The organism is Clostridium culturomicium, assembly GCF_000821305.1.
GTDB lineage: Bacteria > Bacillota > Clostridia > Clostridiales > Clostridiaceae > Clostridium_J > Clostridium_J culturomicium.
The window spans coordinates 134,108-153,305 of sequence record NZ_CCXK01000013.1; the positions used below are offsets into that span (position 1 = coordinate 134,108).

General features: G+C 34.3%; 17 protein-coding genes and 2 riboswitches. All 17 genes read left to right on the plus strand.

The genetic code is table 11. The features are described 5' to 3' along the window. The first annotated feature begins 2 nt into the window (after positions 1-2). Entirely contained in the window at positions 3-794 is a 792-nt protein-coding gene (locus BN1075_RS02585; RefSeq protein ID WP_040191482.1) for an ABC transporter ATP-binding protein, read from the plus strand. Continuing rightward, positions 794-2,134 carry an MFS transporter gene (locus BN1075_RS02590; RefSeq protein WP_040191483.1) on the plus strand — a complete coding sequence of 447 codons (1,341 nt, stop codon included), beginning with the start codon at positions 794-796 and terminating at the stop codon, positions 2,132-2,134. The genes BN1075_RS02585 and BN1075_RS02590 overlap by 1 nt, the downstream gene beginning before the upstream one ends. Positions 2,135-2,449: 315 nt before the next feature. Further along, positions 2,450-2,749, plus strand: a complete 300-nt coding sequence (locus BN1075_RS02595) for a DUF2325 domain-containing protein (RefSeq protein WP_040191484.1) — start codon at positions 2,450-2,452, stop codon at positions 2,747-2,749. Between the two features lies 1 nt (position 2,750). Continuing rightward, entirely contained in the window at positions 2,751-3,305 is a 555-nt protein-coding gene (locus BN1075_RS02600) for a DUF3793 family protein (protein WP_040191485.1), read from the plus strand. Positions 3,306-3,337: 32 nt separating this feature from the next. Beyond that, positions 3,338-3,763: a flavodoxin gene (locus BN1075_RS02605; protein WP_040191486.1), complete on the plus strand. Its 426-nt coding sequence runs from the start codon at positions 3,338-3,340 to the stop codon at positions 3,761-3,763. 422 nt (positions 3,764-4,185) lie between these two features. Then, a riboswitch (TPP riboswitch) is annotated at positions 4,186-4,286 on the plus strand. Between the two features lie 42 nt (positions 4,287-4,328). Next, positions 4,329-4,958 (plus strand): YkoF family thiamine/hydroxymethylpyrimidine-binding protein, encoded by a 630-nt coding sequence (locus tag BN1075_RS02610; protein ID WP_042386852.1) that lies wholly within the window; start codon positions 4,329-4,331, stop codon positions 4,956-4,958. A gap of 26 nt (positions 4,959-4,984) precedes the next feature. Beyond that, complete coding sequence (locus tag BN1075_RS02615; protein WP_040191487.1) at positions 4,985-5,578, plus strand: ECF transporter S component; 594 nt, start codon at positions 4,985-4,987, stop codon at positions 5,576-5,578. Positions 5,579-5,586: 8 nt separating this feature from the next. Continuing rightward, positions 5,587-7,071, plus strand: coding sequence for an ABC transporter ATP-binding protein (locus BN1075_RS02620; protein ID WP_040191488.1), 1,485 nt, complete (start codon positions 5,587-5,589; stop codon positions 7,069-7,071). Between the two features lie 66 nt (positions 7,072-7,137). Continuing rightward, entirely contained in the window at positions 7,138-7,863 is a 726-nt protein-coding gene (locus BN1075_RS02625) for an energy-coupling factor transporter transmembrane component T family protein (protein WP_052406353.1), read from the plus strand. Between the two features lie 103 nt (positions 7,864-7,966). Beyond that, positions 7,967-8,050: riboswitch (cyclic di-GMP riboswitch) on the plus strand. 115 nt (positions 8,051-8,165) lie between these two features. Further along, positions 8,166-11,804, plus strand: a complete 3,639-nt coding sequence (locus BN1075_RS02630) for a collagen binding domain-containing protein (protein WP_040191489.1) — start codon at positions 8,166-8,168, stop codon at positions 11,802-11,804. Between the two features lie 454 nt (positions 11,805-12,258). After that, the gene (locus BN1075_RS02635) at positions 12,259-13,782 is read left to right on the plus strand and encodes a sensor histidine kinase (RefSeq protein ID WP_052406354.1); all 1,524 of its coding nucleotides are present in this window, start codon (positions 12,259-12,261) and stop codon (positions 13,780-13,782) included. A gap of 13 nt (positions 13,783-13,795) precedes the next feature. After that, positions 13,796-14,590, plus strand: coding sequence for a response regulator transcription factor (locus tag BN1075_RS02640; RefSeq protein ID WP_040191490.1), 795 nt, complete (start codon positions 13,796-13,798; stop codon positions 14,588-14,590). Between the two features lie 223 nt (positions 14,591-14,813). Continuing rightward, entirely contained in the window at positions 14,814-15,884 is a 1,071-nt protein-coding gene (locus BN1075_RS02645; RefSeq protein ID WP_235777748.1) for a TRAP transporter substrate-binding protein, read from the plus strand. A gap of 44 nt (positions 15,885-15,928) precedes the next feature. After that, positions 15,929-16,876 carry a sugar kinase gene (locus BN1075_RS02650; protein WP_040191491.1) on the plus strand — a complete coding sequence of 316 codons (948 nt, stop codon included), beginning with the start codon at positions 15,929-15,931 and terminating at the stop codon, positions 16,874-16,876. Between the two features lie 84 nt (positions 16,877-16,960). Next, positions 16,961-17,599: a bifunctional 4-hydroxy-2-oxoglutarate aldolase/2-dehydro-3-deoxy-phosphogluconate aldolase gene (locus BN1075_RS02655; RefSeq protein ID WP_040191492.1), complete on the plus strand. Its 639-nt coding sequence runs from the start codon at positions 16,961-16,963 to the stop codon at positions 17,597-17,599. A gap of 18 nt (positions 17,600-17,617) precedes the next feature. Continuing rightward, positions 17,618-18,598 carry a Bug family tripartite tricarboxylate transporter substrate binding protein gene (locus BN1075_RS02660; RefSeq protein WP_040191493.1) on the plus strand — a complete coding sequence of 327 codons (981 nt, stop codon included), beginning with the start codon at positions 17,618-17,620 and terminating at the stop codon, positions 18,596-18,598. A 104-nt stretch (positions 18,599-18,702) separates the two neighbouring features. Continuing rightward, positions 18,703-19,176, plus strand: a complete 474-nt coding sequence (locus tag BN1075_RS02665; protein WP_040191494.1) for a tripartite tricarboxylate transporter TctB family protein — start codon at positions 18,703-18,705, stop codon at positions 19,174-19,176. Positions 19,177-19,198 lie beyond the last annotated feature (22 nt).

Consider the following 19,198-nt stretch of genomic DNA (forward strand, 5'->3'; position numbering starts at 1 on the left):
TTATGGAAGCTATAAGTGTAAAGAATCTATCAGTAGCCTATGAAAGCAATACTATAATTGAAGATATGAATCTTTCCATCCCAAAGGGAGAAATCAGTATTATTATTGGAGCTAATGGATGTGGGAAATCAACCCTTTTAAAGACCATTGCAAGAATTAATAAGCCTAAGGCTGGAGATATATTCATTAATGATAAAAATATAAAAGAAGTAAAAGAGAAGCACATTGCAAAAAAAGTGGCATTTCTTCCACAGGGACCAGTATGTCCAAGTGGTCTTACAGTTAAAGAACTGGTGGCCTATGGCAGATTTCCACATCAAAAGATTATTGGGGGACTTAACGGCCATGATAAAAAGATCATTGACTGGGCGATAGAGGAAACAGGCCTTAAGGAATTCGTAGATAGACAAGTTGAAAATCTATCTGGTGGTCAGAGACAGAGGGCTTGGATTGCCATGACTTTAGCTCAGGAAACGGACATAATAATGCTGGATGAGCCAACAACTTATTTAGACATGTCATATCAGCTGGAGGTTTTAGAGGTTCTTGAAAGACTTAATAAAGAGAAGAAAATAACTGTAGTTATAGTCCTTCATGAACTTAACAATGCCTGTAGATTTGCTAGCAATATAATCGGACTTAAAAAGGGAAAGATTGTTTGTCAGGGAAAACCTCTAGAGGTAATTAATAAAAGCACATTAAAAGAAATATATGGAATAGACGCTAACCTTCAAAGAAGTGAAAATGGTGAATATCCTATATGCATGGAATATGAGCTTCTTAGGGAGGAATAATGAAAAATAAAAATTTTATAATCATAGTAATAGGGCAGATTATATCTCTTTTCGGAAATGCTATTCAGAGATTTAGTATGTCTCTATACCTTTTAGAATTTACAGGGAGCACTGCTGCCTTTGCTAGAATTCTAGCTATATCAACCATACCGTATATTTTGTTTGCACCAATTGCAGGAATGCTTTCAGATAATGTGAACAAGAAAAAGATTATGGTGTATCTGGACTTAATATGTTCAGTTTTAATTGGGAGTTATGCCTTTATATTACTTAGGGATCATGACCATGAACTCATTGTTACTGCAGTTATGTTCATACTATCTATTTGCTATACCTTATATGGACCAGCAGTTGTATCCTCAATTCCACAGATAGTGGAGGAGGAGAAGCTGACTACAGCTAACGGAATTATAAATCAGGTGGGATCTATTGTAAACTTTGCAGGACCAATCCTAGCGGGGGTTCTTTATGGACTTCTGGGAATAAAGGTAATAGTAGTAATAAACGCTATAAGCTTTTTAATGTCTGCTATCTTGGAGCTGTTTTTAGATATTCCTGATGTGGTGAAAGTTGAAGAGGCGGACGTGCAGTTTTCCAGGGAAATATATATCGACCGAGATGAGGAATTGGAAAAGGATAAGGAAGACAATTTAAATAAGGGCAAAAGCAACAATTACAAGAAGGAGAAAAGCAATAAGCTTTCTTTAGCTTTTGTGAAAAAGTCCTTTGTAGACATGCAAGAAAGCTTTGTTTATTTGAAGAGGGAAAAGAAAATAGTTTTAGGAATTATTACATCCTATGCTCTATGTAATATATTTTTAGTGCCAATACTTTCAATTGTAGCTCCGTACTTTATAAACGTAATGCTTAATCTTCCAGCACAGGTCTATGGTATAGTTGAAGCTATCTGTGTTTTAGGAATGATTCTAGGCGGATTTTGGATTAGCATAAAGCCTGATATGTTTTCCATGAAAAAAGTACATTATACCTACATACCGATGCTAACAGGAGTTATAGTCATGGCGGTATTAGGATTTATTAAAATAAATGCCATGGCCCTAGCTGGAATTTTTGCTTTAGGTGGAATGGCGATTATGCTGTCTCTATCTCTTTCTAATGTACTAACTTTAACATTTACTCAAAAGGAAGTTCCAGGCACAATGCTGGGAAGAGTATCAGCCTTTTCAACAGCAGTAGCTACCATCAGTGTGGCTCCAGGACAGCTATTATTTGGACAAGTTATAGAATTAGGAATTCCATTAGGAATAATTCTTTTAGCAACGGCTCTATTAAATGTTGGTCTTGTTATGTTTGTTAAATGGAACGTGCGAGAGCTATAGTATTCTAGTTTATTACTTGGAATATATAATAACTCAGAGGCAGAGAAATTAGTTTAGAGTTTAAAAGGAAATAAATTGAATAAATTAAATAACCCATTTGATTAGATGAAAATTTAGTCAAGTGGGTTTATTTTTTGCTTTTAGAAAAGTACAGAAATAAAAAAAGTACTTGACCGAAAATAAAATATTTAGTATTCTATTAATATAGAAGTTGAGAATAATTCTCATTCTCAAAGAAGGGGTGAGAATTGTGAGGAGATTTATAAAAATACATATGAAGATTGAATTATGAAGGTTTAGAGAGGAGGATATTTTATGAGTATTGTAATAATTGGCGGTAATGAGTGTATGGCTTGTAAATATGAAAGCATTTGTAAGGAGTATGGATGTAAAGCTAAGGTATTCACCAAGGAAAAAGGTGGTATAAAAAAGAAAATGGGATGTCCGGATCTCCTAATACTTTTTACAAATACAGTATCACATAAAATGGTTATTAGTGCATCGCAAGAGGCTAAAAGAAATAATATTCCCATTGCTAGGGCTCATAGCAGCAGTGCTTCAGCTCTACATGGAATTCTTTCAGGTCACTGCAGTGCAGAACAAGGAGGAATATAGGATGTTAGAAAAATATTTAATTAAAAATTGTTCACCAACTTTAGCTTCAATTAAAACGGCTAATTTATTTAGTATAAATCATTTAGGAGAAGAAAATTTAAAAAAGCAGATAGAAGATTGGAATAATAAGTTGTTCAGTAAGGGGGTTTCTTTAATTCTTCTTAGAAATCGTAACAATGTTGCTTTGATATATGTCTGTCGTAAGTCTCGTCTTAGAGAGGATTTAAGTAAGACGGGAGTTGCGGAGTTTCTTAAGGGATATGGATATACAAGCATTGATGTTGATTATGCTATTGAGAGATTGAAATCTAGACTGTCAGCTCAAGATGAATTTCCTCATGAGATTGGCATTTTTCTAAGCTATCCTTTAGGAGATGTAGTTGGCTTTATAAAAAATGCAGGAAAGAATAGCAAGTGCACAGGCTGTTGGAAAGTTTACTGCAATGAATGTGAAGCTATAAAAACCTTTGCTAAGTTTAAGAAGTGTAGAGAAGTTTATTCTCGACTTTGGAGCGAAGGAAGCAAATCAGTATGGCAGCTTACAGTAGCTGCATAGAAGCAAAAATACAAGGAAAGAGGTAATTTGAAATGAGAAAAGTAGCAGTAGTTTATTGGAGTGGCACAGGAAACACAGAAGCGATGGCAGTAAAGGTGGCAGAAGGTGCCAAGACGGTAGGAGCTGATGTATCAATTTTTACATCAGATGTTTTTAACAGTGAGATTATAAACCAATTTGATGGAATAGCCTTTGGATGCCCATCAATGGGGGCGGAACAATTAGAAGAGAGTGAATTTGAGCCAATGTTCAATGAGTGTAAATCTAAATTAGGAGGAAAGAGAATTGCATTATTTGGATCTTATGGCTGGGGAGACGGCGAGTGGATGCGTACCTGGGAAGGTGATTGTGAAGATGCCGGTGCTAATTTAGTTTGTGATTATGTTATATGCCAAGAAGCGCCAGATTCAGAGACAGAGACTGCATGTATGGAATTAGGTAAAGTTTTAGCTGGATAAATAATGTATTTAAGTCTTAAGTTTGTGGATAAGCATCTTTATGAGGTTGCTTAGTTGGAAAATTAAGCAACTGATTATTGCAGATTTTTACAATTGAGCACTAACAGGGAAAAGACTAAGAATTAACTGATTAAGTTATGAAGAGGTTCATGGAGCGTGGGCGAACTTAGTTAAAAATTTCATAGGCTTAAGTGTAAGTCAACGTGAATATCTATAATAGAAAAAGCAGAGTTAAGATTTTAGAATATATCAACTTTGCTTTTTTATTTTGTATTAGAATTAATGTAAAAATAAACTTTATATAATGTATAAGTTTATAGGTTAAAAGTAAGTTAAATATCTTTGGTAAGAAAAATTATAAAAAATAGTAATATTGACAGTATATAATAATAGAACTATAATAATCCTTGAAAATAAAATATTGTTCATTCCCGGGGTGCCTTTTGGCTGAGATTGACTTTTGTCTGACCCGCATTACCTGATTCGGTTAGTACCGACGTAGGAAGTGAATCAAAGGATTTAATCTCTTTTACATTTTGGGAATGTTACAAAGGAGGTTTTTTTTATGTCTGAAAATAGTAAATATGTTACCTATGGAAGTTGTGGTTGTGGTAGCTGTGGTGCTTCAAAGGAGATAACAGGTTGTCGCTTTTCATTATCACCTATGTCTGATAAATACATAGACATAATTCTAGGAGCATTAGGGAAGGTTGATACCTCAAAGGTTTGGAAGGAAACGGATAAGCTATCCACAATTTATCGTGGAAAGAGAATTCATGTTCTTGATGCAGTTAAGGGTTTATTCATTCATTCCTATGATGAAAATGTACATACGACTCTGGAAGCAACTTTATCAAAGGGGTGTCCTGGAGATACAGATGCTGATTCTTTCTTAGCTGAAGATGATGTATTAGTAAATGAAGAAAGTATAAAAGATATACACTTTAAAACTACCTGTAAGATTTCCCTTTATCCAATGGGAGTATCCAATTACATGGGATATATTGCCAAGGTAGTTAATCATGCCATAGACATGGGGATTTACGTGAGATCAGCCCATTATGTAACCATATTAGAGGGAGATATTCATGAATTATTCCATTTCTTTAATGAGGCTGCAGAGTACTGTAATAAGGAGTTAAGCCACTACATTATGCAGATTACTTTAAGTGTTAACAGTCCTACTGCGGAGTAGAATCAATATTTTAAGGAGAGAGAGTTATGAAATTAAAATTAAAAGATATATTAATGATTGCTATTACAGCAGTTTTATTTGGAGTATTTTATTTGGGAGTTGTGTATGCAGGAAATTTTCTTATAGGAATTTTAACACCTATGGGGCTTGGGGTTTTAGGATATGAGCCTTTTTATGGAATTTGGTTTATGGCTGCAGCCTTTACAACATACATAATTAGAAAACCTGGAGTTGGAATTGTGGCAGAAATGCTGGCTGCCCTTCTTGAAGTATTGATGGGAAATATGTATGGACCAATAGTTTTTGTCAGCGGATTTATTCAAGGTCTTGGATGTGAGGTGGCTTTTGCAGTTTATAAATATAAAAGATATGATTATAAAACAATGATGCTTTCAGCTGTTGGTGCTACAGTTTTAAGCTTTATATGGACTGGCGTTCGTTCAGGATACCATACCTTTGCACCAGGAATTGTTATAGCTATTTTTGTTATACGTTTATGCAGTGCTCTTATCTTTACTGGAGTAGGTTGTAAGTTACTTGCAGATGGTCTTGCTAAAGCTGGAGTTCTTAGAGGATATGCTATAGGTGAGGAATACACAGCCATAGAAATTGAGGAATAGGTAATGCTATGGAAGAAAAGGAAATATTTCTTTTAGCAAAGGATATATCCTTTAAGTATCTTGAAAAAAATAAAAGATATGTACTAAAGGATGTTTCTTTGGAAGTTGAAAAGGGAAAGATTGTGGTGATACTTGGAAGCAGCGGTTGTGGAAAAAGTACTTTTGCATCAGTCTGCACCGGTTTATATCCATCTAATGGAGGAAAACTTTTTTCAGGAACCATTGAAATTGAAGGTAAGGATTTGAAAAATATTTCTTTAGGAGAGAGAACAAAGCTCTTAACCATGATGTTTCAAAATCCAGACCTGCAGTTTTGTATGGATACACTGAGGAAGGAGCTAATCTTTTGTCTTGAAAATATCGGTACGCCTAAAGAAAGTATGGATGAAATTATAGAAGAGTTTTCTAAAAGGTTTAATATAAAGCATCTTCTGGATCAGAAGCTTCATTCCTTGTCAGGTGGGGAAAAACAGAAGGCTGCTCTATGCTGTTTAATGCTTATTAATTCGAAGGGGATATTTCTTGATGAGCCCTTTGCAAATGTTGATGAAGCTGGTGCAAAGGAACTGATATCCATGCTGAAGCAGCAGAACAAGGAAAAGAAGACAACTATTATTGTTATTGATCATAGGCTAGACTACTGGCTTCAGACAGCTGATGAGTTTATCATTTTAGGTGAAGAAGGGAAAGTTAAAGCCAGAGGAATAACAAGGGAAAATATGCAGAACTTTAAGGGGATATTTAAAGAAGAAGGATTGCCCTATGAAAAGCCATTAAGTGAAGAAATAGCTATTGATTTTATGCAAAATGCTGTAGGGAAGGAATCTGCACTTATTTTCAAAGAGGTTTTCATTAAAAGAGGAAAAAGTAATGAATATCTTTTAAAAGCTGCATCGGGAACCTTTCCTAGAGGCGGAATAACAGCAATTCTTGGACCTTCAGGAAGTGGAAAAACAACGTTGTTTTCAGCTTGTCTTAAAGAAAAGCCCTACGCAGGCAGCATTATGGTTAATGAAAGAGATTTAAAGAAAATAAAGAATAAAGAGTTATATAAAATTATTGGTACAGTTTTTCAAAATCCAGGGAATCAATTTATCTCAACGGAGGTTTTAAAAGAGCTGGAGGAAAGTCTTAGAATCTGGAGGCCAGAGCTAAGGGAAAAGGAAAGAAGAGAAGAGGGAGAAGATCTTCTAGATAATTATGGCTTAAAGAAGTATAGCAGATATTCTCCTTATATGCTCAGCCAAGGTCAGCAAAGGCGATTGGCTGTGCTTTCAATTCTAGCTGGCAATCAAGAGATTTTGTTATTGGACGAACCTACCTATGGTCAGGATAATCGTTCAATTGAAGCTATTATGGGTCAAATTAAAGAGCTAGTTAAGGAGAGAAATTTGACAGTAATATTTACAACACATCATACTGCCTTAGCTTTAAAGTATGCAGATAAAATTTATGAGATTAAGGGAGAGAAATTAAGGTTATGGGAGCGTTAAACTTAATTTTTAGAGAAAAGGCAATCAAAAATTGTGGCAAAAAATTTTTAAAGGAGGAAGGATAAAGTGGAAAAGATAAATCCATTTATAAAGGCAATAACAATTTTAATCTGTGGTCTTATGATGTCCTTCTCCTACTCAATTGTTCTTAATGGAGTTGTCATAGCAACATGTATAATTTTTATCTTATTTTTTTCAAAAGCGAAGATTTCATCCTTGGTTAAAATTATGGTTCCTGCATTTTTAGCAGCTCTCAGTATATTTTTCACAGGTCTTTGGTTTAGCAATCCAACTCTTGAAGTAGGAAATGAAGTAGTGAAGGGTTATGTGAATTTTGGAAATGAAGTTTATTCTATGGCATCTGTATATAATGGGATTCAACTTTCCACAAGGATTTTAGCTTTTGCGTCTTTAGGGGTTCTATTTGCTTTAACTACTGACAATCAGGAGTTCGTTGAAAGCTTGATTCATCAAGGAAAACTTCCACCTAAATATGCCTATGGTGTTTTGGCAGCTCTTCACCTTTTGCCAAAAGTGAGAGAAGAGTATGCAATGACTAGGCTAGCTTATAAGGTGAGGGGAATCAAGGTAAATCCATTATCTCCAAAACCACTGTTCACCATGCTAGTAAATAGCCTTCATTGGTCTGAAAATGTGGCAATGGCCATGGAGTCAAAGGGTTTCCAGGAGGATGGAAAAAGAACCTATTATAATATAACTAAAGTTAAATGGTTTGATTTATGCTTCTTTTTTCTTATGATTATAGGTGTAATTATATTAAACTTTATTTAGTACATAGGGATAGGGATAGCAGTAAATCCTCTGGGGATTTTGCCAATATTTGATTCATGATATTTTCTAACCTACGTGTTATAATCACCTTAAATAAAAATTCATATTAAACGGATACGAAGAAGTATACTCCTAAAATGGGCACCTGGGGTATATGGAGTTAGTGGTGCAACCGGCTTTGCTTTATTCAGTGAATTTAGCAGAGCTTTTTTTTATCTATTTTAGTGGCGGATATATGTATTCACACTTGAAGTAGAAGGTTTGATTACAATTTTTATGTCACAAGCGTAGGAGGAAATTATGTGCAAAACTATAGAAAAAAGATAGCTGTTGTTACTTTTTTAATTATGATGTTTAATATGTTTTTAACAGCCGTTAGCCCATATGCAAATGCTGATGAAGTAAGCAGTTATTCATTAGAGACTAATGTTGATTTAATGGTCAACGGGAAGCTGGTATCTACAGATTCAGTAGTTGAACTTACAGTCGGTGATAAGGTTGAATTTAAGGTTACTTACAATGCAAATGGACAAGGTGACAGGGTTCAAGAGGGGGATGAGATGACCTTTAAGCTTCCTCAGGTTTTTAGTCATTTAGATATTAAGTATCCTGAGAATCATTTTAAGGATATAAAGAAGGAAGTTCATGGGGAGGAAACCTGGGTTACTTTAATCTGTGGTAAGGATATTGATACTGCTATTGGAGGCTATATATCTATTGAAGCAACTGTAAATCAAGTTGAGGTTGAAGAGGAGAAAACCATTGTTATTGAGATTAATGGACAAGTAATTAAGGTGGATACAACTATAAAGCCTGGGGATGCTGTGGACAGATTGTTTTATAAGGATATTGTAGGCGAGCCAGGGGAAAAGCCAGAGTACACCTTACAGCCAAATGAAGATGGAAGTATTGTTGGAAGAGAAATTACTTATTCAATTGCTGTTAATGAAAAATATGCCCCTATGACAGGTGTAGTTTTAAAGGATACCATTCCAATGGGAATGAGCCTTGTGGACGGATCGATTGCAATTGAAAGGTATATTAATGGTTCAAGGGTTGATGTTACTTCACAGATGGGAATTAACTATGAGGGCGGTATTATTTCCATAAATCTTGGAGACATAAATCAAAAACATGTGGTTACCTATAAGTTGAGGGTGGATAGAGAGCTTGAAAGCTATATTAACATGGCCGTGATGACTTCTAATAGTCACGAAGCAAAGGAAGACAGCGTTACTCTTCGTCCTACAGAGGATGAAAAGGATGATAATAATATAGTAAAAGTTATAAATGGAAAAAGCGATCTTTTGCCTAATAATAATGGAAGTTATGTGGGAAATAAGGTTTCTTACATGGTAGAGATTAACGGTAAAAAAGAAGAGAAAACAAATGTTTTATTTGTGGATTCTATTCCAGAAGGAATGGAGTTAGTAGTTGATTCGGTAAAAATTTACAGTGAAATTAGAGGGATAAAAACTGATGTAACTGAGAATTTTAAAGATGTTATTAAGGGATCAGCAGAGAAGCTATCTATTGATTTTGGAAGTGTTTCGAATAAATATATAGTTATGTATGAAACAAGGATTATAGAATTTAAGGAGAGCTATGTAAATGATTCTAAACTAACTTGGAATGGTACAGAAAGTGAAACTAGCACTGCAATAGCAACACCTACAAAGCATACTCCTGGAAAACGTGGAGCAGTAGATAAGTTAGTTGGTTCTAATCAGAATGGAACAGTGGATCCAAATGAAAATGGAAATATAATTGGCGGTTATTTTACCTATACAGTTCATGTTAATGATGAGCTAAAAGAGAAAACAAATGTTGTACTTGAAGATAGAATGCCTTTAGGTATGGAGGTTATGAATAATCAAGTTACCATATATAAGGATGCTGGCGGCAGATATGTAAATGTAACTGAGACCTTTAAGGATAGAATTACTGTTGACAACAGGGCTGATGGACATCAGTGGGTGAAGGTTATCTTTGGAGATTTAAGCAGTAATGATAGATATAAGGTGCAATACAAGGGGAAGGTAGTAGAAGCGGTTGAAAGTAATAGATATGAAAATGATGTTACCTTGACATGGGATGAGGGACAAGCTAAGGATAGCTGCATAGTTGATGTGAGGCAGCCACAAAAGGGTAAGGAGACTCTTAAGAAAACCGTTGATGGAAATAATGAGCAAGTTGAGGTAATTCCAAATCCAGACACAGGAAAGCTTGAAGATAAGGAGTATACACTTTTAATAAATGAAAAACTTGAAGATAAAAAGAATACAGTTTTAACAGATGTTATACCTGAGGGGATGAGACTGAAGACAGACAGTGTAAGCATCAAAAAGCATATGGGTGGAAATACTTATAAGGATGTTACAAATGAGTTTAAGGATAGAACTGAAGCTAGTGATAACTTACTAACTATAAACTTTGGTGATATTTCTGACAGATATAAGGTAACTTATAAAGTAGAAATAGTTGAAGCTAGGGTCGAGGGATATAAAAATACTGCAAAGCTTGACTATGATATTAATGGAGTTTCTAAATCAGAAGAGGATAGTGCTTTAGTAATTCCAATTCTTCCAGATAAAACTCAAAAGCCAGAGGATACAGTGATAAGTAAAGGCACTACTGAGCAAGGTATGACAGTTTCACAAATTGGAGACAAGTTCCAATATGAAATTAAAGTTAATGAAGATAAGAGAAATCTTAATGAAGTGGTAATAGGGGATATAGTACCTCAGGGAATGAGTTTTCTGCAGGAGGATTTTCAGGTTATTATGTCAGGAGACTACGGTGATCCGAGGGATATAACAGGAGAGCTTAAAAGAGTAGAGGAAAAACCAGGAGTTGGGGAGTATATCCTTACAAAGAAAAACCTTATTATAAATCTAGGAAATATTGATAGCATGTACACTATTCACTATAAAACTATTGTAGATGAAGTGAAAAATCTTTATGAAAATAAAGCTATTTTTAGTTCTACTGAAATTGTGAAAACTGCTGTGAGTCAGGTGGATTACGTAATTAGTACAGGTGGCCTAAACGCTACAAAGGAAGCAAATAAATCTGTATTGATGCAGAGTGAAAATCAAGAGGTAATTTATACAATTAAGGTGTGGAATAGTTTTCTACTGCCAGAAAAGGCTATAAAAATTTCTGATAGCCTGGATTCAAGGGTTAAGTTTGTTGAAGTCTATAGCAATGAAGCTTTTTCAGTAAGTTATGATGCTGCAACACATACAGTTACTGCTGAAAACAATGTGAATTTATCACCAGTTGAAAGGGAAAATGCCTATGAAATTAAAATAAAGGTGTGCTTTGAACAGGTTAAGGCAGGGGAAACTGTAAGAAATATTGCTAAAGTTAATGGCACTAATACAGCACCTGTAGAGGTAAAAAAGGGCTACAAATTTAAAGCTGTTAAGGTGGATGGTGACGATGAGACTATGAAGCTTTCAAGAGCCAAATTTCAATTATTAGATGAAGATAAAAAGATTCTAAAGGAACTTGTTAGTGATGATAGAGGTGTGATTGAGTCTGACATAGAAACTACTGGCACCTATTATTTAAGAGAAATTATGGCACCACAGGGCTATAAGCTTTTAATGGAGGATGTTAAGTTTGAAGTTACAGAAGCTCAGGCGGGTGAAGCAATAAATATTGGTAATATGAAGAACTATAAAATGGGGCCAGTAGAAGATGGGACTGATGAGGATAACACGGGAGTTATTCCCCCAATAGAAGAGGCTCCAGGAGATGAAGGGTTAGAGGAAAAACCATCAGTTGAAGATGAAACTGACAAGGATAATTCAGATAAGGACAATTCAGTAATAAAGCAAGAGCTACCACAAGCAGGTGGTAAAAGTGGTTCATCAGCAATTTTGCTAGGCTTCATGGCAGTAATTGCTGGACTTGCATTAAGAAAGAAAGTATAAAATTTCGGATATCGAGGGTTCAGAAAACTGCAAATGAAAGCAGATTAAAGCATTTAGGTCTTATGAGTAGAAAATACTTATAAGGCCTGTTTTTAATCTATATGGAAGTATAGATTTTTTGAAACTGAAATTAAGCAATATCAATGGTTCTCCTGTAAGAGCGGCTTATATACATTTCATGTAAATTTTACTTTGGTGAGAGTAGTGACAAAATAGGATTACATTTATCTTTATTAATTATTACAACTTAATTGTATAATATTGGATAAGAAGTGGTTAGTAAGAGGAAAATTTGATGTTGAAGTGTAGGGGAGAGAGTTATTATTATACAATAAATAATGAAAAATATTATATATAAATATTTTAATAAATAAAATCATGCTATAATTAAAAATAAATAAAATATATTGAATAATGTATCATTTATAAAGCTTATATTTAAAGGGAATTAAAAATGGAAACATCAAAAATAAAAAATGAAAAAATGAAAAAGATTACGAAGGAGAATTTAAGAAAGTATTGGTTAAGACAATCTTTAAATCAGAAAATGAAATTTTACGTAGTTGCAATTATAAGCTTATTAGTAGTTGCTATTGGAATTTCTTTTGGTCTTTTATATTCATATTTAAGTGATTTTAACACTATTTTAAAAAATAATAATTATAATCAGAGAGTAAATGCTGCCTTTGAAAAACAGGTTGAAACATATCATAATTACACTAGCTTAAAAAATGATACTAATAAGTTTGCGTATCAAGAGGCGAGTATAGAATTTAGTGAAGCTTTAGGTAAGCTGCCGGTAGACTTAACAACCATGAGTAAAGAACGATATTTGATAACTTGCGCTATTAAAAATACCTATGAAGCTTATCAAAGGCAAACATCTCATGTATTACTCATTGAAAGAGGAACTGATGTTTTTATTAGAGAGCTATATGATAGTTTGGATATGCAGGGATATCTTCAAGAATATATTCACAAACTTATCAAAGTTACATTAAGGGAGAATGATGAGATATACAGCCAAAAGCTGGAGTTTTTTTATAAGATGCCTTATGTTTTAATACTTTTAGCTTTAGCTGCGGTGATATTTATTATTGTTGTGGGGCGTTCTATTGTACAGCTTGTTTTAAATCCTGTTATGAAGTTAGCGGAGGCTGCTGAAAGAATTACTGAGGAAGAATATGATGTACCTGATGTTGTAGTAGAAAATAAAGATGAAATTGGACAACTTGTTCAAGCCTTTAATTTAATGAAACATTCGACTTTAAAATCTATAAATGCCTTAAAGGAAAAGAATGATATAGAAAACAAACTTCATAAGGAAGAAGTAAGGCGTATTAATATGGAAAAGATGGTTGACGCAATGAAGATGCGTATTTTACAGAATCAAATAAAACCGCATTTCTTATTCAATACACTAAATATAATATCGGGAATGGCAAGGCTTGAGGAAGCAGATACAACAAGGGAAATGACCATGAGTTTAAGTAAGCTACTTAGATATAATTTGAAAATGGATAGTGATGTAGTCTATCTTTCCAGCGAGTTAAGTATTATAAAAGACTACATTTATATTCAGGAAAAAAGATTTGGAGCTAGAATTAAGTTTCAACTTAAGGTGGAAGAAGAAATTGATGTCAATTCAACGTTGATACCAACCTTTACGTTGCAGCCATTAGTTGAAAATGCAATAATCCATGGAGTGGGACCTAAGGAAGAAGGTGGAACTGTAAAGATTGAAGTATTTAAGCAAAATAGAGAGCTGTATATTGTGGTGGCAGACTCTGGGATGGGCATGTCTAAGGAAAAGTTAAAGTTAATAAGTAAGGAACTTAATAATGGTGGAGGAGAAAATATAGGGATAGGAGTTGTTAATGTTTTTGAACGTTGCAAAAGTTTATTCCCAGAAAGCATCTTTGAAGTTTTAAGTGAAGAAAATGTAGGAACTACAGTAAGCATAAGATTGAAAAAGTAGGGGGTTACAGCTGATGTATAATATTTTAATTGCAGATGATGAAGTTATAGAGCGTATTATCTTAGGAAAAACCTTGAAAAATTATTATGGTGATAATTGTACAATATTTGAAGCTGAAAATGGAAGATTAGCAATTGAGATAGCAACCAGAGAGGATATTCATGTTATAGTAATGGATATATCAATGCCTGGAATTGATGGGATTGAAGCAGCAAGACAGATAAAGCTATTGAAGCCAGCTATAAGTATCATATTTCTTACAGCCCATGATGAGTTTAGTTATGCGCAAAAGGCTGTTTCAGTTAGAGCTGTTGACTATCTTCTTAAGCCTTGTGATGATGAAGAGCTTTTAAGTTCTGTGGATGAGGCCGTAAGGATTAATGAAAGAGATGTGCAGTTATATAAGCTTGAAAAAATAAATGAAGTTAAGGAAGATGAAAGTATAGTTATGGATTGTGAAGAGATCTTATCAGCAAATGATAAGAATTCCGCAATTCTTAAGGAGATTTTAGATTATATCCATGAGAATTATCAAAAGGATATTTCAATGCAGGATGCAGCAAGAAAGGTAAATTATTCAGAGGCTTATTTTTGTAAGTTATTTAAAAAAAGCTTTAATATGAACTTTACTACATATCTAACTAGCTTTAGAATTAAGCAAGCGCAGAAGCTTCTTAAGGATCCTCTTATCAATATAAAGGATATAGGGAGTGCAGTTGGGTATTCAGACTCAAATTATTTTGCAAAAGTTTTTAAGAGAACAACGGGGCTTAACCCTTCGGAATATAGAGTAAGAAATTTAGGATAGAGTTAAATTTTACTTTAAAATAATTTTGAATTTTAAGTATCTAAATGTAAAGTAAAATTAAGAAAGCTTCTCCTTATCTTGTTTGGAGAAGCTTTAATTGGTTTTTATTATTAATTTTTATATAGGATAAAATTCTACTATGAATATCAAATATTTACTATATTGAATGTAAAAGATTACAGTTATAATCATAGTAGCAAGTGTTCACAATGAAGGAGTTTTTATGAATAAAATATTTAGAAATGTGTTACTTTGCTTAAGTATATTTAGCTTGTTATTTGCAAGTGGATGTAGAAGCTTCAATAAAGAGGTTATTGAAAGCGAATATGAAAGAGATGAATTTGTGGTAATGGAAACAGCAGATTCAAAGGTGGAAATGATTTTCACCTATGCAGAAAATCAATCAGATACATATCCAACTACACAGGGAGCTGAAAAGTTTGCTGAACTTGTTAAAGAAAGAACCAATGGTCGTATAGAAATTGTTGTTAAATCAGAAGGTGATTTAGGAGATGAAACTTCTATAATAGAGCAACTTTCCTTTGGTGGAGTTGATTTTGCAAGGATATCCCTTGCAATATTAGCTGAAGAAATTCCTAAACTTGGAGTATTTATTTTACCTTTTCTTTATAAAAATAAGGAACATGAGCAAAGGGGATTAGAAGGGGAAATCGGTCAAGAGGCTCTAGATTATATTGGAACAACGAGAGCCAATATTGTAGGATTATCTTGGTATGATTCAGGAGTAAGACATTTTTATACGGTGAAGAAACCTATAAAGACTATTGAGGATTTAAAGGGCATGAAGATAAGAGTTCAGGATTCAGAGTTGATGAAATCTATGGTTCGGTCTTTGGGCGGAATACCAGTTGTAATGAGTTATGATGAGGTTTATCAAGGTCTTCAGCTAGGAGATATTGATGGAGCGGAGAATAACTGGCCATCATATGAATCTAAAAAACATTTTAAGGTTGCAAAATATATGACAGAAACGGGTCACAGCAGGATTCCAGATATTCAAGTTTGCAGTAAGAATGTATGGAATAAACTATCTAGTGAAGATAGAGAAATAATTAAGGAATGTGCTGCTGAATCTGCAAAGTTTGAAAAACAGCTTTGGAAGCAGAGAGAAAGAAGCTCTAAAGAACGGACCACAAGAAATGGAGTAGAAGTTGTTGAGATATCTGAGGAAGAAAAAGAAAAGTTTAAAGAGGCTGTAGAGCCTTTATATGAACAGTTAAGGGAAGATTATAAGGAACTTGTGGATGAGATTAAAGCTCTTGGTAGTGAATAAGTTCACGAGAAGATAAAATAGTAAATAGCTTCGGAGGATGAATAATGTTAGATTTAGTAACTTTAGGCGAAACTATGGTAGCCTTTATTCCAGAGGAAAAAGAATACATTAGATATGCAAAAACTTTTGCAAAGAAAACTGCTGGAGCAGAAAGTAATGTAGCTATTGGAATTGCAAAATTAGGTCACAAAGCTGGCTGGATAAGTAAAGTCGGAAAAGATGAGCTTGGAGAGTTTGTAATAAGAGAAGTCAGAGGAGAAGGTGTGGATACAAGTCAAGTTGGACGTTCAGAAGATGCACCAACAGGGGTTATGTTTAAACAAGTCTTAACAGGGAATGAAACTTCAGTAAATTATTACAGAAAAAATTCTGCAGCAAGTACATTATGTCCTGAAGATATTGATATAGATTATCTTACAAGTGCAAAGATATTACATATATCAGGTGTTACACCGGCATTAAGTGAGAGTTGTAAAGAAACCATAAATTATGTGGTTGATAAAGCTAAGGAAAAAGGTATGATAATCAGTTTTGATCCAAATATAAGATTAAAGCTATGGTCAAAAGAGGAAGCAAAGGAGACTTTAAAACCACTTTTAGCTAAAAGTGATATTGTTCTAACAGGGTTAGATGAAGGGGAAATCCTCTTAGGTTTAAATGATGGTCAAGCTATAATTGAGGAATTGTTAAGTCTTGGGGTAAAGCAAGTAGCCGTTAAATTAGGAGCTGATGGAGCTTTAGTTGGAGATGGAACAGGAATTAGTAAGGTGGAAGCAACAAAGGTAACTGTTGTTGATAATATAGGTGCAGGTGATGCCTTTAGTGCTGGATTCCTAAGTGGAGTTATTGAAGGTAAAGCTACTAAAGAATGTGGAGCTATGGGATGTTTGATGGGAGCTTTTGCAGTTTCAAGTTTTGGAGATATTGAAGGACTTCCAGATAGAGAAGCTTTTGAAAGAAAGAGAACCAAAACTACAGATATATATAGATAAGGAAACTCCTTATCATATAAATTCGAAGGAGTAAGTTCGAGGAGCCAAATCAAAGATTTGGACTCTCACTTAATGGAGGACACTATGAAGAAGATAAATGATATTTTAAATGGAATAAAGGAATGTGGAGTAATTTCCATTATTCGTGGAATTGATAGCAAATACCTAGAGCATACGCTAGAAGCACTTTATAAGGGTGGAATACGTTGTGTTGAAATCACAATGAATACTGGTAATGCACTAGAGATGATAGAAAAAACTAAAGAAATATATGGTGATAAATTTCTTGTGGGTGCAGGAACTGTATTAGATGAAGTTACAGCTAGACAAGCTATTTTGGCTGGAGCAGATTTTATTTTAGCACCAACCCTTTCTAAAAAGGTTATAGAAATGTGTAACTTATATGAAAAACTTGCAGTGCCAGGAGTATTAACTCCAACAGAGGTTTTAGAAGCAAAAAAAGCAGGCGCACAATTAATTAAGGTATTTCCGGTTACCACTTTGGGACCGCAGTACATAAAGGATATTCTAGGTCCTATAGACCATGTGAACTTATTGCCAGTAGGCGGAGTTTCAGAAGAAAACGCAGCAGAATATATAAAAGCTGGCGCAGTTGCCGTTGGAATAGGTTCATGCCTTGTATCTAAAAAGGATGTAGAAAATCAACAGTTCGATTTGATTTCTCAAAGAGCGAAATCAATTATTGACCAGCTTAAAAAGTAACAAAAGGGGGAATTTTTAATGAAAAAAGTATTAAGCTTAGTATTAGCAGCAACTTTATCAATGTCACTATTAGCAGGGTGTGGAAGTAAATCATCTGGAGAAGGAAGCACAGGTTCTGCTGATGGATATCCATCAAAAGCAGTAACAACAATCGTTCCATTCTCAGCAGGTGGTGGTACTGATACAGTTACTAGAGCTTTAGTTGATGCAGCAAAAGAATCATTTCCAAAGAATATATCAGTAGAAAACAGAGAAGGAGCAGGCGGAGCTACTGGAATGCTTTATGGTGCAAATGCAGCAAAAGATGGTTCAGTACTTACAACTATAACAGTTGAGCTTACAACTCTTGAGCATATGGGAACAGGAGCTGGACTTACTTATGATAAGTTTGAGCCAATAATAATGGTTAACTCTGCACCATCAGCAATAACTGTACCAGCAGATTCTCCATTCAATACCTTAGAAGATTTATTAAAAGCAGCAAAAACTGAGGACATCCAAATAGGAAACTCTGGGGTTGGAGCTATCTGGCATTTAGCAGCTGCAGGTCTTGGTAAAGAAGCTGGAGTTGAGTTCTCTCACATTCCATATGATGGAGCAGCAGGAGCTATAACTGACTTACTTGGTGGTAACATAGATGCAGTTTCAGTTTCTTACGCAGAAGTTGCTTCTCAAGTTGAAGCAGGAGCTTTAAAGGTATTGGCAGTAATGTCTGAAGAGAGATTAGATGCAATTCCTGACGTTCCAACAGCTAAAGAATTAGGATACAACTGTGTAATCGGGACTTGGAGAGGGCTTGGAGTACCAGTAGGAACAGATAAAGCTATTGTTGATAAATTATATGAAATATTCTCAAAAGCAGCAGAATCTACAGCTTTCGTAGATTTCATGAACAACTCTAACAATGCTATAGAAATCTTGGGACCAGATGAGTTTAAATCTAGAATCGCAGATAATAATGAATTATTCAAAGGACTTATCGCTGATTTAGGTCTATAATCATACTAACTATTAACTTAAAGATAAATAAAATCTAGGTGTTAGGGGAGTGAAGTATCGCTCCCCTTAATTATGAAAAACACCATGAAAATTAGGAGGTAAAGATGAAAAAAGGTAATATTTTCACAGGTATTTTCTGCTTGGTGCTTAGTGCCTTTGCCATAATTGTTGCAAAAGGTTTTCCACCTAGCCAACAGGCGGGAGTTCCAGGTCCAGCTGTATGGCCTGTTTTAATGTCGGTTTTACTTGCAGTTTGTGCAATATGGTTAATTGTTGAAACTCTAGTATCTAAGAACCCTGAAAACAATAAGCCACTTGGGTTATGGAATGATGGAAGTAAAAGAGTTTACTTATCAATGGCAGTTTTAGTGGTGTATTTCTTAATAACACCAACTGTTGGATTTTTAATTTCAACTTCAATAATGCTTTTATTATTTATTAAATGGTTCAGTAAGAAAAATATTTTCGTTTGTTTAGGAATTTCATTTGCTATTACAATAGTGATTTATTTAATATTTAAGAACTTCTTAAATGTACCATTAGATTTTGGTATCTTTGGTTCATTATTAGGTATTTAATAACAATTAACAAAGGAGGTTA

What these genes read in the sequence shown, in the direction of transcription:
- BN1075_RS02595 (WP_040191484.1), top strand. Translation starts at nt 2,450, where the DNA reads ATGAGTATTGTAATAATTGGCGGTAATGAGTGTATGGCTTGTAAATAT.
- BN1075_RS02600 (WP_040191485.1), top strand. Translation starts at nt 2,751, where the DNA reads ATGTTAGAAAAATATTTAATTAAAAATTGTTCACCAACTTTAGCTTCA.
- BN1075_RS02645 (WP_235777748.1), top strand. Translation starts at nt 14,814, where the DNA reads ATGAATAAAATATTTAGAAATGTGTTACTTTGCTTAAGTATATTTAGC.
- BN1075_RS02610 (WP_042386852.1), top strand. Translation starts at nt 4,329, where the DNA reads ATGTCTGAAAATAGTAAATATGTTACCTATGGAAGTTGTGGTTGTGGT.
- BN1075_RS02660 (WP_040191493.1), top strand. Translation starts at nt 17,618, where the DNA reads ATGAAAAAAGTATTAAGCTTAGTATTAGCAGCAACTTTATCAATGTCA.
- BN1075_RS02650 (WP_040191491.1), top strand. Translation starts at nt 15,929, where the DNA reads ATGTTAGATTTAGTAACTTTAGGCGAAACTATGGTAGCCTTTATTCCA.
- BN1075_RS02635 (WP_052406354.1), top strand. Translation starts at nt 12,259, where the DNA reads ATGGAAACATCAAAAATAAAAAATGAAAAAATGAAAAAGATTACGAAG.
- BN1075_RS02615 (WP_040191487.1), top strand. Translation starts at nt 4,985, where the DNA reads ATGAAATTAAAATTAAAAGATATATTAATGATTGCTATTACAGCAGTT.
- BN1075_RS02655 (WP_040191492.1), top strand. Translation starts at nt 16,961, where the DNA reads ATGAAGAAGATAAATGATATTTTAAATGGAATAAAGGAATGTGGAGTA.
- BN1075_RS02640 (WP_040191490.1), top strand. Translation starts at nt 13,796, where the DNA reads ATGTATAATATTTTAATTGCAGATGATGAAGTTATAGAGCGTATTATC.
- BN1075_RS02665 (WP_040191494.1), top strand. Translation starts at nt 18,703, where the DNA reads ATGAAAAAAGGTAATATTTTCACAGGTATTTTCTGCTTGGTGCTTAGT.
- BN1075_RS02620 (WP_040191488.1), top strand. Translation starts at nt 5,587, where the DNA reads ATGGAAGAAAAGGAAATATTTCTTTTAGCAAAGGATATATCCTTTAAG.
- BN1075_RS02585 (WP_040191482.1), top strand. Translation starts at nt 3, where the DNA reads ATGGAAGCTATAAGTGTAAAGAATCTATCAGTAGCCTATGAAAGCAAT.
- BN1075_RS02605 (WP_040191486.1), top strand. Translation starts at nt 3,338, where the DNA reads ATGAGAAAAGTAGCAGTAGTTTATTGGAGTGGCACAGGAAACACAGAA.
- BN1075_RS02590 (WP_040191483.1), top strand. Translation starts at nt 794, where the DNA reads ATGAAAAATAAAAATTTTATAATCATAGTAATAGGGCAGATTATATCT.